Source organism: Rhizobium sp. CFBP 13644, from assembly GCF_014842165.1.
GTDB lineage: Bacteria > Pseudomonadota > Alphaproteobacteria > Rhizobiales > Rhizobiaceae > Agrobacterium > Agrobacterium tumefaciens_C.
In genome coordinates this window covers 267584-279783 of record NZ_JACYVF010000005.1, presented here as the reverse complement: position 1 = coordinate 279783, position 12200 = coordinate 267584, and the positions used below count along the sequence as shown (strand labels likewise).

13 protein-coding genes are annotated in these 12200 nt (G+C 54.5%); 5 read left to right on the top strand and 8 right to left on the bottom strand.

The window, feature by feature from the left end; all coding sequences use genetic code 11:
- Nucleotides 1-100: 100 nt before the first annotated feature.
- The 6 genes from IFT53_RS15305 to IFT53_RS15280 all read right to left on the bottom strand — a co-directional run bounded on the left by IFT53_RS15305 (nucleotide 101) and on the right by IFT53_RS15280 (nucleotide 5942).
- Nucleotides 101-1120, bottom strand: a complete 1020-nt coding sequence (locus tag IFT53_RS15305; protein WP_192065882.1) for a FecR family protein — start codon at nucleotides 1118-1120, stop codon at nucleotides 101-103.
- A 94-nt stretch (nucleotides 1121-1214) separates the two neighbouring features.
- Nucleotides 1215-1739: an RNA polymerase sigma factor gene (locus IFT53_RS15300; protein ID WP_192065881.1), complete on the bottom strand. Its 525-nt coding sequence runs from the start codon at nucleotides 1737-1739 to the stop codon at nucleotides 1215-1217.
- 272 nt (nucleotides 1740-2011) lie between these two features.
- Nucleotides 2012-2596: a DUF1349 domain-containing protein gene (locus IFT53_RS15295; protein ID WP_192065879.1), complete on the bottom strand. Its 585-nt coding sequence runs from the start codon at nucleotides 2594-2596 to the stop codon at nucleotides 2012-2014.
- A 171-nt stretch (nucleotides 2597-2767) separates the two neighbouring features.
- Entirely contained in the window at nucleotides 2768-3994 is a 1227-nt protein-coding gene (locus IFT53_RS15290) for a metal-dependent hydrolase family protein (RefSeq protein WP_192065877.1), read from the bottom strand.
- A gap of 50 nt (nucleotides 3995-4044) precedes the next feature.
- Nucleotides 4045-4515, bottom strand: a complete 471-nt coding sequence (locus IFT53_RS15285) for a GAF domain-containing protein (protein ID WP_192065875.1) — start codon at nucleotides 4513-4515, stop codon at nucleotides 4045-4047.
- Between the two features lie 56 nt (nucleotides 4516-4571).
- Nucleotides 4572-5942, bottom strand: coding sequence for an MFS transporter (locus IFT53_RS15280; RefSeq protein ID WP_192065874.1), 1371 nt, complete (start codon nucleotides 5940-5942; stop codon nucleotides 4572-4574).
- A 100-nt stretch (nucleotides 5943-6042) separates the two neighbouring features.
- Between IFT53_RS15280 and IFT53_RS15275 the strand changes: the two genes are divergently transcribed.
- Nucleotides 6043-6966, top strand: a complete 924-nt coding sequence (locus IFT53_RS15275; RefSeq protein ID WP_192065872.1) for a MurR/RpiR family transcriptional regulator — start codon at nucleotides 6043-6045, stop codon at nucleotides 6964-6966.
- Between the two features lie 60 nt (nucleotides 6967-7026).
- Here the strand turns inward: IFT53_RS15275 and IFT53_RS15270 are convergent, their stop codons facing one another.
- Entirely contained in the window at nucleotides 7027-7938 is a 912-nt protein-coding gene (locus tag IFT53_RS15270; RefSeq protein WP_192065870.1) for a LysR family transcriptional regulator, read from the bottom strand.
- 95 nt (nucleotides 7939-8033) lie between these two features.
- Between IFT53_RS15270 and IFT53_RS15265 the strand changes: the two genes are divergently transcribed.
- From IFT53_RS15265 to IFT53_RS15255, 3 genes are all read left to right on the top strand, one after another.
- On the top strand, nucleotides 8034-8357 hold the full coding sequence (locus IFT53_RS15265) for a nuclear transport factor 2 family protein (RefSeq protein ID WP_192065869.1): 324 nt from the start codon (nucleotides 8034-8036) through the stop codon (nucleotides 8355-8357).
- Entirely contained in the window at nucleotides 8354-9133 is a 780-nt protein-coding gene (locus tag IFT53_RS15260) for an SDR family oxidoreductase (protein WP_192065867.1), read from the top strand. Before IFT53_RS15265 ends, IFT53_RS15260 begins: the two co-directional genes overlap by 4 nt.
- Nucleotides 9134-9358: 225 nt before the next feature.
- Nucleotides 9359-10288, top strand: a complete 930-nt coding sequence (locus tag IFT53_RS15255; protein WP_243258346.1) for a YihY/virulence factor BrkB family protein — start codon at nucleotides 9359-9361, stop codon at nucleotides 10286-10288.
- A 62-nt stretch (nucleotides 10289-10350) separates the two neighbouring features.
- Here the strand turns inward: IFT53_RS15255 and IFT53_RS15250 are convergent, their stop codons facing one another.
- Nucleotides 10351-11313, bottom strand: a complete 963-nt coding sequence (locus tag IFT53_RS15250; protein WP_192065864.1) for a LysR family transcriptional regulator — start codon at nucleotides 11311-11313, stop codon at nucleotides 10351-10353.
- Between the two features lie 107 nt (nucleotides 11314-11420).
- On the opposite strand from IFT53_RS15250, the gene IFT53_RS15245 reads away from it, so the two are divergent.
- Nucleotides 11421-12191 carry an SDR family NAD(P)-dependent oxidoreductase gene (locus tag IFT53_RS15245; RefSeq protein WP_192065862.1) on the top strand — a complete coding sequence of 257 codons (771 nt, stop codon included), beginning with the start codon at nucleotides 11421-11423 and terminating at the stop codon, nucleotides 12189-12191.
- Nucleotides 12192-12200 lie beyond the last annotated feature (9 nt).

Below are 12200 nucleotides of genomic sequence, written 5' to 3'. Positions count from 1 at the left end.
AGGCGCGCGCCCTTATAAATCCACAAGCGCGCCGCTGATCACGACGCCTCAATGGGATTGACGAAAGAGGAGAATGAATCTCACAAAAAAAGTTGAGTATTTAACGAATGATTGTGATGCCGCCTGGCAGGAAGGTGACTTTACCACCGACAGCACTGACAATGCCGTTGAGCGCATCCTTGGCGCTTTCAACCCTGTAGTTTCCACTAACAGGTATATCCAGGATTGATCTGTTCAAAACGAAGACCTGCGAATTCCAGTAGCGGGAGATTTCGTCCAGGGCCTCCCGAAGAGGCTTTTCAGTGAAGACGATTCTGCCTTCGCGCCATGCCATCGTCTCATCATTGCCGGTGGGCAGTGCGTCCGATATACCTTGCTCCGTTGCCCGTGCCGTTTGCCCGGGTAAAAGATGGACGGGGCGGATCTCTTCGCGCTTATGGGTTAGATATACCGAGCCACGTTCGAGTTTGACGGTATCGTTATTCGTGCCGACCCGCACATCAAATGCCGTGCCGGTAACCGTTGTCGTGGAGAATTGTCCGTTCACGCGAAATGGCGCAGTTTCGTTGTGGACGACATCGAACCAAGCTTCACCCTGAATGATGCGGACACCACGCTTCGTCGCGGAAAAGTCCAGCGCAACGGCACTGTCTGAATTGAGTTGCATGGTCGTTCCATCGGGAAGCTGGACGGTGCTGATTTCCCCGACTTGTGTCGTAAAATCGGCTGTCGGCAACCGGAGAAACACCAGCATCATCTGGCTTGTTCCAGCGATCAGCAGGATCGAAGCTGCAGCGGCAAATGCATACCGACGTCGAACGCCTGCATGATTGGTCGGCTCTTTAGGGCTGCCAGTCGTTGATCCAACCGTGTCGTACTCGTCCTGAAGTCTTTTTGAAGCAACAAGTGTTTCAGGAAAGGTCCAAAGATTTTTCACCCGTTCGAAACTATCTGCATGGCTGGGGCAGGCCGCCAACCAAACCTGGAACGTCTCCAGCTCGGCAGCCGTCGGCTCACCGCCGACTTTGATGGTGATAAACCACTCCAACGCCTGATCCGTGACGGGGTCGGCATGTTTGTAGTCACCGTGATCCGAGAGGTTGTCATTCATCGAAACCATCTATGCCTTCCGAACCGGATGTTCCCACATGTACCTAGACGTTTCATAACTGGCGATCTCACAAAAAAACACACGGAAAGGTTTGGTGCCGACTTCAAGGAGGATCGATCCTTGATTTGAGATCAAGTAACACGCCCATCGCCAATTTGATGTCGTTGAATATAGTGTTCTGTGAAACGCCAAGCTGCTTTGCGATTTCCGGATAGGAAATGCCATCGACCCGACTTAATATCCAGACCTGCTGGGTGCGCTGCGGAAGTTTCAGCAGGGCCTTGGAAAATGCGCGGAGCAAATCTCGTTGAATGACAATAGCTTCGGGAGACGGCTCTGTGGAAGCAACATTGTGTAGCGCATTTTCATCAAGATTCCGGGCTTCGTAAATCGACCTGACCTTGGCCTTACGCCAATGATCAATGGCCAGATTTTTCGCTGTCTGCCACAAAAATGCTTCTGCGTTTTCCAGCGGGTGTAGGATTGAGGCGGTCCGAGCGCGCAGGTAGGCGTTCTGAACGATCTCTTCAGCCAGAGCGTGCTCGTGGACGATGCGAAGGATGCGATGACGAAGTATGTCTTGAATTCTGAGGAATGCAGTATCGAGCTGATTGGTATTATTGCCCATTCGAGTTCGATCTTTCGGCCCTGCAAGTTTATGAAGGAATAACAATCTATACAAAATTTGTCATGTTATTAATTGGAGCCGAAAGAGATTTCAAGAATAATGTGCGAACCGGTGAAAGCAGTCCGATGCGGGCTGGCATTCGTGTAGGCACAGATAAGGATCAACACAGAATGGTTACTCGGCATCTGAAGAGGCTAGCCCGTCGCACTTCATGAGACAAAGAAAATACTAGCCTTCAAAATCGGCTCGATGCCCATCGCCATTGGCTATCATCAGGTCAGATCGTGGAGATCGGTGGTGATTGCCGGACCGATCGAAAACTCCGAGAAGTTTACAGAAAGGCCGCTGCGTTCCGGCGTGCAGGCGGTCGGCCCAACTTGATAGCGTTCCGCGATCGGGAATGGCGCCAGCCGCAGCAGGGGCCAGAATTTTCCGTCTCTGGAGGCCTGTATCCGCATTGCGCCATTGTTGACGGTGACGCGGATGTAGAAATCCTCAAGTTCCTTGAATGGCTGCGAAATCGACCAGTCCGACTTGCCATTGGTTACGACTGTTGAGAGGAAAAGCTCGCCATCCGTAAACTCAACCCCGGTCTTTACCCACTTCGTGTCATCGATGCGAACCATCAGACCAGCCTGATCGTAAAGAGTGCGAAACTCGCCGCGAATACGGATAACGGCGGTAAAGCTGCTGCCAGTGGTAAAGCCTAGAAAATGGCCGCTGTCGCGGGTGAAGCCGTAATAGGTTTCGCGCCAGAAATCAGTCTTGGCGTCCGTCACGATGGTCAAGCCACCGTCGTCCGCCTTCCAGCTCTGTGGCTCGTTTAGCCACATACCGTTGTTGAAATCGATGCTCATGAAAATCTCCCCGTTCCATATTCCGCGGCGGCGTTGAGGTGGCAAAATTGCTCTACAATGCTGGCGGTCAGTTTAAGCTATTGAGACGAAATCCATGAGCTATCTCTTCGATAGTGCTCGTTACCGGTTAGTCATCCTCGGAGCAAATAAAGACAAGCACTGCGCCTGAAATCAAGAACCTTTGACGAATTCGCCGCCCTTTAAAATGAATGGCATATGCTGGCCCTGGCCGGTCAACAAAGAAAGGTCTTCAAGCGGGTTGCCATCGACAACGATAAGGTCCGCAAATGCGCCAGCAGCGACGGTTCCAAGCTTGCCCTCGTAACCCAGGGCCTTTGCGGCATCGAGTGTAGCGGAGCGAATGACATCTGCAGCGGGGAGGTGCTGACCCCGCAAGACAAATTCCTCTGACTGATGCTCATGCATCTCTCCGAGAAGGTCGGTGCCATAAACCATCGTTACACCTGCTTCATGCAGAACCTTGAGTGCGTTGAAGCCCGCGCTTCGCACGTCTTCAATCTTTGCGACAGAAACGGGTGGAAGCCCGAGTGAGGCGCCATCCTTGGCAAGCCGATCATAAACGATGTTGGTCGGCACGACGAATGCTCCACGTTCGCGCGCCAGTTCCGCCGTTTCAGGCGTAATCAGATTGCCATGCTCGATGGATTTAACACCGCATTCGACAGCACGGCGAATGGCAGCATCTGTGTAGAGGTGAGCGGCGACGTAGGTCTGGGCATTCTCTGCCTCTTCGACAGCAGCAAGCATTTCATCGCGCGAAAAGCCAAGGTTGGCGATAGGATCGGTCGGGGATGAGACACCACCATTTGCCATGAGCTTGATGAACTGTGCGCCCCCTTTGATTTCCTCACGACAGGCTAGACGAACCGCATCGACACCATCGCAAATACGCCCCAAAGCTCCCAGTTGATCTGGATAGTGCTCAACCGAACGACGATTGAACCGGCCTCTGTAGTCGGTATGACCACCAGTCTGGGACAGTGCCTTGCCGCAAATGATCAATCGTGGACCGACGATTGTTTTTTCTTCCAGTGCTTCGACCAGACCATGATCGGCACCACCAAGGTCACGGACCGTGGTAAAGCCACGCATCAACATGTCCTTCATGATTTTGGCCGATCGCAATGCGACCAATGAATTGGGCAAATCTGCGTTCGCACCCAGATCAAGCTTCGTAGCAATGACATGGACATGCCCATCGATCAGGCCTGGCATGACGGTCTTGCCTGCAAGATCGATTATCCTGTCTGCTGGCTCTGTTATAGTGTTGCCTACGTCAACGATGAGATCGTTCCGGATAAAGATATCGACCGGAGCAGTTGGCTTGCTCTGTGAGCCGTCAACGATGCAGGCATTTTTTAGAAGAATCGTCGTCATCAGTCTTTGCTTTCATTCGAGCCGCTGTGAATACGGCATGGTTTTTAAAATTACCGCGCGGCTTGCAGAAAATAGGGGACGAGCCAAGGCGCGAAGGCTTCTGCACGAGCAAGATGGCTCTCGTTGTAGTGACCTGCCCTGTGGGTAAGATTGATGGTCCCGACGCATTTGCCATTGAACACGACGGGTACGTTGATCTGTGTGCCACCGCCGAGGCTCGCGATCAGTTCGTGATCGAAAAAAGCCCATTTCAAGTCATCCATGTCTTTGGCGAGAAAGCTCTTCTGTTCGCCAATCACATGACGCCCCCATGGCGTATCGGTCATGGGTTTGCGCCCGGATACGGGATAATGGTCAACATCGGACGAATAGATGCGCACAACTTCACCGCCATCCACCGCCAGAAGCGTGAAGAGAATATGCCCCACCTGCTGCTGCAGAAGCGCGTCCAGCGCCTGAAAGAAGGGCTGAGGCTGATTGCTCTTTCTCATTGCCCCGTAAAGCGAGATGTCATTTTCCATGTCTGTTCCTTTCCCAAGCCGGGAGCGACATCCGTCGCTCCCGATGAGACGGCGTGTTATTTGGAGCTTCCACTGAACTCTTCAGCTTCAATTTCTTCCAGCGAGCGGTCTTTCGTCGGAATTCCCAGGATCAAAACTGACGCAGCGCCGATCACCAGGATGACTGTCGTCATGCCGAAGACGCCCACAAAACCACCGATAGGGTAAACTGCGCCCACGAGGATTGGTGCTGCGATGCCGCCAATTCGCCCAATTGCCGATGCGGTACCAACACCCGTCGCGCGGATACGGGTGGGAAACACTTCTGGTGTGTAGGCATATTCCCCAGCCGCAACGCCGTTGATAAAGAAGGAAAGCGTCATCGCGAGCGCGATAACCTGAGTGTCACCGTTGGCGAAAGCAAGCGATAGAGCAGATACAGCGGCCAACGCCATGTAAAGAACGATGGTGTAGGGGCGACCGATCTTTTCGCAAAACCATGCTGCGGAAAAATAGCCTGGAATTTGCGCCGCATAAATGAGGATCGAAAAGGAGAAGCTCTTCGTCATCGTCATGCCGCGTTCTACCAACAGGCTCGGAATCCACGTCATGAACGCATAGATGCTGAAGGTGACCGAGACCCACAAAAGCCAGGTCATGATGGTGATCCGTAAGAAACGCGGTGACAGAAGTGTCTTGAAATTGGCGAACAGGGACGTATTCGGTGTTGCTGCAACCTGTGGCACGGAAGCGGCTGCGGGAAGGGAAACACCCCGTTTGCGGTAGTCCTCTTCAATCGCCGTAACGATTTCGTTGGCTTCGTCATGCCGGCCCTGGCTCTCAAGCCAGCGTGGCGATTCTGTCAGACTGCGGCGCCACCATAAAACGATGATGACAGGCATGGCCGTGACGATCAGGGCATACCGCCATCCATCTTCGGACGTCGGTACCAGCAAATAGCCGAGCACCGCCGAAATGACGAAGCCGAAGGAGAAAAAGGCTGCAAGCGACGCGGTAAACCTGCCGCGATATTTGGCGCCAACGAATTCCGAAAGGAACGGCGCGATGATCGCGGCTTCCGCACCCATGCCGATACCGCCGATGACACGAATTGCGAAAAACTGATGCCAATCATTAACCGCAGCACCTGCAAGACTAGCAAGGCAAAACAGCACCAGAGCCCAGAGCATGACATTTTTGCGGCCGTACCGATCGCCAATCGCTCCTGCGATTAAAGCACCGATGAGAAATCCGACATAGGTACTGCTCGCCAGATAACCGACCTGAAGGCTCGTCAACTGCCACTGCGCACGCAACGCAGGAAGCAGGAACGCGATAATACCCGCGTCCCATGCCTCGAACATGTAGCCAAGGCCGCCCATCATCAACAATTTGTATTGGAAGCGGCCAACAGGCAGCCTCTCCAGTCTTGCAGCAGTGTTATACATTTCCAGTTCCCATTATATAGTGCGATTGCTTGCCGCGCTTATGCAGATTGCGTGCGCAATGTTTTGCCACGCAATATTTTTTGCACAGGATAGTTTAAAAATGCAATATGCAAAAAACGCTGCAGACGAATTTGTGCAGTCACTGGAAGACTGGCTTCGCAACCTCGATGAAAAGCATGAGCTTACGCCAGCCGCGCACCAAGTTGTTCAAGCGGTGATCAACGATCCCAGAGATGCGTCTTTTGCATCTGCAGCAGAGCTTGCACTAAAAGCCAACGTCAACGTAGCGACTATTACGCGAACAGCTCAAAGCCTTGGTTTTTCTGGATGGCCTGACTTGAGACAGGAAATCCGTGTCCGCTTTATGAGCAAGCTGTCGGCCCCAGAAGTGAGTGTTGTGCATCAACAGGAAACCGGTTCCGAGCGTCCCTTCGATGCTGCATTGAACCGTCAGATCGAGCAACTGACAGCCTTGCGCAGGCGCACGGACAGACAGTCTGTCCGTGACGTTGCAAAAACTGTTGCAGACGCCAAACGGCGCATTGTGGTTGGGTCCGGCAGCTTTGCATCCATAGCCAACATCCTTGCGCACCACGCCACGCTTTGCGGTTATCGTATGGAATTGGCCACGGATGGTGTGATGATCGCTAACGCACTGGGCGATGTGAAAGAAGGTGATGTCGTTGTTATCATCACCTTCTGGAGGCTTTATAACTCCGCCATTCGGGCAGCTCGAAAAGCTAAAGAGCGCGGTGCGACGACGTGTATAATCACGGATGCTGCCGTCGATGCCCTGAGGGAAAATGCTGACTATCTCCTTCTAGCCCCAGCAGAAAGCACTTCGTTCTATACCACGATTTTACCCGGTATCAGCCTTGTGGAGGCGATCTCAGCAGAGCTCGGTGCCCTTGATCCAGAGATGAGCGCTAGGTCTATCGCAAATTTCGAGGAGCAGTGGCAAAGTCAGGATTTGCTCTTCACAAAGACAGCGCCCATGGCGGGAAAACCCTTTGATAAATTATGAACATCCGTGCCTACTTGCGGGTCTCATACTTGAACAGCGATTGCAACGAAACGACTGGCCCTAATGTCGGCCAGTTGCGGATCTTGAGAGTTCACGAGCGAGTTCCAGAAACGCTCTCACGCCCGCCGACAGGTTTCGGCGGCCGGGATAGTAAAGGCAGAGCCCCGGGTACGGTGGCGTCCAATCTTCCAGAACACGGATGACGCGTCCCGCTTCGATATCTGGAAGAACATCCTGCTCGAAAAGGTAGCCCAGACCGGCACCTTCGATGACAGCGGTTCGCGTAAGGCTGGCTTCATCGAGCGAAATCGCGCCCCGCACATCGATCTGCACCTGCTCGCCGTCTTTTTCAAAACGCCATCTAAACAACGAGCCGTCCGGCAACCGAACACGAATGCATTTGTGACCCAGAAGATCAGGAGGAACGATGGGCTTGCCATGCTGATCGAAATATTCAGGAGAACCGACCACGGCGTGTCGTTGAGGGTGGCCGAGCGAAACGGCAATCATGTCGCTGGGAACGAGACCTGCAACCCTGACGCCCAGATCAAAACCGTCTCTGACGATATCGACCATTTTTCCTTCGGTGACGATATCGATGTTCATATCGGGATAGCGTCGCAGGAACTCAAGAACGAGTGGTGAGATGATGGCGCGTGCCGCAAAGGGTGCAGCATTGATCCTGATCGTTCCGGAGGGTGTCTCTCGTTGCGAGCGAACCAGATCCAATGCGGCATGGAGATCCTGAAGCGATGGCGCGACCTGCTGCACAAACAGCCTGCCGGCATCCGTTAGCGACACGCTGCGTGTGGTGCGGTTGAACAGTCGCACACCCAGCCCTGCCTCGAGCCTGCCGATTGTGTGGCTCAGTGCGGTCGTCGATATGCCCAGATCAATGGCTGCTGCGCGGAATGTTCCGCGACGGGCAATCGCAATGGCTGCTTCAAGTTCCTTCAGACTGGCGTGATCCATTGTCCCGATCCGTTCAATACCGCATGCCGCTTTATCCCACTTATCCAAATACTGGTCGAGGGCTAAGTTAGGGGTCGTTGAGCAGGAGAAAAACGATGGATATGCCCCAAATTGTGAAGAACTATTTCGGCGCCGACAGCCGCAGCGATATCGATGCACTCCTCAAAACTTTTGTGGTCGACGCGGTGGTCGAGGACGAGAATGCGCGCCACCAGGGAGATGTGGCAATCCGCCAGTGGTGGCTGGCCGCCAAGAAAGCGACCCAATACCTTGCAGAGCCAGTGGAATCCAAGGTTGAGGGCGACAAGGCACTGGTTCGGGCCAGGGTGAGTGGTCAATTTGCGGGCAGCCCGGTGATGCTCACCCACGCTTTCACGGTAAGGGATGACAAGATCGTCAGACTGGAGATTCACTCATGACCGACTTTCTCGATCTGAGAGGCAAGCGCGCGCTCATCACCGCCGGAACCAAAGGCACAGGTGCTGCAACCGTCAGCCTTTTTCGCGAACTTGGTGCGCGGGTTCTGACGACAGCGCGGGCGCATCCTGAATACCTGCCGGAAGAGCTGTTCGTTGAAGCGGACCTGACCACCGAAGCGGGATGTGCAATGGTCGCGGATGCTACGCGCAAGCGCCTTGGCGGCGTCGATGTCATTGTTCATATGTTGGGTGGATCTTCAGCGGCCGGTGGTGGCTTTTCGGCCCTGTCGGATGATGACTGGCACAAGGAGCTGTCGCTTAATCTCTTTCCGGCTGTTCGACTGGATCGGCTGCTCGTTCCGGACATGGTCGCGCAAGGAAGTGGCGTCGTCGTGCATGTCACATCGATCCAAAGGGTATTGCCGCTTCCGGAATCGACAACCGCCTATGCTGCGGCCAAGGCAGCACTTTCAACCTATAGCAAAGCGATGTCCAAGGAGGTGGCGCCAAAGGGTGTGCGGGTCGTTCGGGTGTCGCCGGGCTGGATCGAAACGGAAGCCTCGGTCCACCTGGCAGAGCGCCTGGCGAAACAGGCCGGGACAGATATTGAGGGTGGCAAGAAGATCATCATGGACGGGCTGGGCGGTATTCCGCTGGGGCGTCCGGCAAAACCGGAAGAGGTCGCGAACCTGATCGCCTTCCTCGCCTCTGACCGCGCGGCCTCTATCACCGGGACCGAGTACACAATCGATGGAGGAACGGTGCCGACGACATGAAGTCTATTAGCACCTGGATCAGGCGGGTGCGCTCCATCCGCCTGACTCAGCTCCGTCACACCTTGGCGCTCGATAAACCTCACCGTGGATGAGAGCGCATTCACATCCGTTTCAGCTTGAATGCTAATATGCTTATGCGATACGTGGCGGGTCGAAATGGCTAGGGTAGGGTGCTTGGACAGGAACAATAGCAAGTCAACTGAGGTTGGTGATAACCGAGGCCGTATGGCGGCAACGCCTGGCGAAATCACATCTCTCGGTTATCGGGACGTGTTCTGGCGCGTCTTCGCAGGATTTACGGAAGATCGCGTTACGTTGGTTGCAGCTGGCGCCACCTATTACCTTTTGCTGGCTCTGTTTCCTGCTTTGGCTGCACTGGTTTCGCTCTACGGGGTCTTTTCCGACCCTTTGACCATCGCGAAGCATATTGCATTTCTATCCACGACGCTGCCTCCAGGTGGCTTTGACATCATCGTTTCCCAGCTCGATGCATTGTCACAACAGAAGAACTCCACTCTGAGCTTTGGTGTGATTACCGGCTTCATGGTTGCTCTATGGAGTGCGAATAACGGCATCAAGGCACTCTTTGAAGCCATGAATGTTGCCTATGGTGAGAAAGAGAAGCGCGGGATCATCCGGCTCAATCTGAATTCGTTGGGCTTTACCTTTGGCGCTTTGCTCGTTGCCATAGCGTTGATTATAGCCGTTGGTGTCGTGCCAGCCGTTCTCGGTTACCTTTGGCTGGACCAGTGGACCGAATTTCTAGCTAAGATAGCCCGTTGGCCTTTTCTGCTTCTGATTGTCGGGTGTGGCATTACAATGATGTACCGCTACGGGCCGAGCCGGGAAGCTGCCAAGCTTCGCTGGATCACATGGGGTGCGACCTTTTCGACCTTTCTCTGGCTGGCGGCCTCGGTCCTTTTTTCACTCTATCTTGAAAACTTTGCCGACTACAACGCGACCTATGGGACGCTTGGTGCTCTGATCGGTTTAATGGTCTGGACCTGGATATCGGTGATCATCCTGATCTTGGGCGCAGAGCTCAATGCCGAACTCGAACATCAGACAACCATCGATTCTACCACTGGCAAGCCAGTGCCAATGGGGGAACGGGGAGCCCATGTCGCGGACACCATTGGTGAGCAGTCTAACTAACCTGCCTCTCATGATGTCCTTCAGCCCGGATTAAAGCCCGGCCATCTTGGATTGTCGCGCCATCATTGACCGGCTGGTATTGAGAGATGGGCAACGGGGCCATGTTCATCGAACACTCGGGTCAACCCGTTTTGATGGCGAATGATGTTGACCAGGGATCGCAGGCCCGGGTGGCCGTGGCGGCGACTGTCGTAATAGACATGGAATGGTTCGCCCGGAGAGGCATGGTCAGCCAAAACAACCTTCAACGCGCCGTCCCTGATCTCATCTGCAATTCGCGCCTCCAACAAATATGCCAATCCGAGGCCAGCCTTTGCTGCCTTTATTGTCGTGGCCGTGTCATTGATGGTTATCGAACCTGGTACTCGCAGCCTTAAATTCCTGGTGCCCTCAGACAGCTCCCACTTATATGCAGAGTTATCTCCAAGGAGCAGTTGGAGGCAATTATGTTGGGCCAGGTCGTTGATAGAACTTGGCGTCCCGTTGGCCTCTAGATATGCCGGTGATCCCGCGACCACCCAGCGTTGTGGGCCTGATAGGGCCAAGGCAACCATGTCCTCTGGTACGTTATGGCCATAGCGAAAGCCCGCATCATAACCCTCAGCGACAATATCGATCGGACGATCCTCCACAACGACTGTAATCCTGACATCGGGGCATATGCGTGCGAACTCTGGTAGTGCAGGAGCGATCAGCAAATGGGCGGCATCAGCGAAGGCGTTGATGCGAAGCTCGCCAAACCGCGCAGCACCGGGCACGCGGAGCGAGTGCAGTGCTGCGCCGATGACATCAAATCCTTCAGTAAGCCTGGAAGCCAGTTCCACGCCCAGATCCGTCGGGGCCACGGCCCGGCTTGTTCTGTTGAGAAGTTTTGCGCCAAGACGACTTTCCAACCGCCGCATCGCATGGCTAGCGGCCGAAGGGGTTATCCCAAGCTCGATGGCTGCGGATTTGAAGCTCTGCCGGCGCACGATGGTCGTGAAAAGTCTCAAATCCGCAAGATCGACGCGCTCGAAGAAATCCATGATGCTTCTCTTTCATCGTAAGAGTGAACCAAGTTCATCATAAAGCATGAGGCTTTGAAGCGGGCAATTGCTATGACAATGCCTGAGGACTTTGAGGAGGAAGTAGAATGTTCGACGGGTTTGTTTTTAGCGACCTCAAGGGCAAGCGTGTCCTTGTAACGGGAGGCTCGACGGGAATTGGCGCTGCGGTGGTATCGGCATTCGCGAAGCAAGGTGCTCGGGTTGCCATTCACTTTAACGAAAGCCACGATGCCGCCGCCGCGCTTCAGGGCAAGCATTCCGAAAACACGGTGCTGGTTCATGGGGACCTTGGCGCGCCGGGTGTCGGCGCACAGGTGGTGGACGAAGCATCACGTCTTCTCGGGGGACTCGACGGCATCATCAACAATGCAGGTGGCATGTTGGGCAGAGTACCGACCACGGAAGTCAGCGCCGAACATTTCGACCGTGTTTTGGACCTCAATGCGAAGTCACTCTGGGAAGCAAGCGTCGCAGCTCATCGCCATCTCGTGGCGTCCGGGGGTGGGTTCATTATCAACACGACGTCAATCGCGGCCAGAAATGGTGGCGGTGGTGGCGCCGTCCTCTATGCAGCTGCAAAGGCTTTCGTCAGCAGTCTGACCCGAGGCCAGGCCAAGGAATTCGTCAAGGACAGAATACGCGTGAATGCGGTGGCCCCCGGCCTGATCCAGACACCATTTCACGATCGGTATACGTCGGCGGAGATCATGGCCGCCCAGCGAATGACCATTCCCATGGGACGGGAGGGGACGCCGGAGGAGTGCGTTGGAGCATTCCTCTTCCTCGCCTCGGAGGCTATGTCCGGATACATCACCGGGCAGGTCATTGAGGTCAACGGCGGACAATTGATGCCATAAGGAGATGAT

Coding starts and splice junctions, on each gene's coding strand:
- IFT53_RS15270 (WP_192065870.1), bottom strand. CDS start 7,938: ATGGATCACGCCAGTCTGAAGGAACTTGAAGCAGCCATTGCGATTGCC.
- IFT53_RS15255 (WP_243258346.1), top strand. CDS start 9,359: ATGGCGGCAACGCCTGGCGAAATCACATCTCTCGGTTATCGGGACGTG.
- IFT53_RS15260 (WP_192065867.1), top strand. CDS start 8,354: ATGACCGACTTTCTCGATCTGAGAGGCAAGCGCGCGCTCATCACCGCC.
- IFT53_RS15290 (WP_192065877.1), bottom strand. CDS start 3,994: ATGACGACGATTCTTCTAAAAAATGCCTGCATCGTTGACGGCTCACAG.
- IFT53_RS15250 (WP_192065864.1), bottom strand. CDS start 11,313: ATGGATTTCTTCGAGCGCGTCGATCTTGCGGATTTGAGACTTTTCACG.
- IFT53_RS15275 (WP_192065872.1), top strand. CDS start 6,043: ATGCAATATGCAAAAAACGCTGCAGACGAATTTGTGCAGTCACTGGAA.
- IFT53_RS15300 (WP_192065881.1), bottom strand. CDS start 1,739: ATGGGCAATAATACCAATCAGCTCGATACTGCATTCCTCAGAATTCAA.
- IFT53_RS15305 (WP_192065882.1), bottom strand. CDS start 1,120: ATGGTTTCGATGAATGACAACCTCTCGGATCACGGTGACTACAAACAT.
- IFT53_RS15245 (WP_192065862.1), top strand. CDS start 11,421: ATGTTCGACGGGTTTGTTTTTAGCGACCTCAAGGGCAAGCGTGTCCTT.
- IFT53_RS15295 (WP_192065879.1), bottom strand. CDS start 2,596: ATGAGCATCGATTTCAACAACGGTATGTGGCTAAACGAGCCACAGAGC.
- IFT53_RS15265 (WP_192065869.1), top strand. CDS start 8,034: ATGGATATGCCCCAAATTGTGAAGAACTATTTCGGCGCCGACAGCCGC.
- IFT53_RS15285 (WP_192065875.1), bottom strand. CDS start 4,515: ATGGAAAATGACATCTCGCTTTACGGGGCAATGAGAAAGAGCAATCAG.
- IFT53_RS15280 (WP_192065874.1), bottom strand. CDS start 5,942: ATGTATAACACTGCTGCAAGACTGGAGAGGCTGCCTGTTGGCCGCTTC.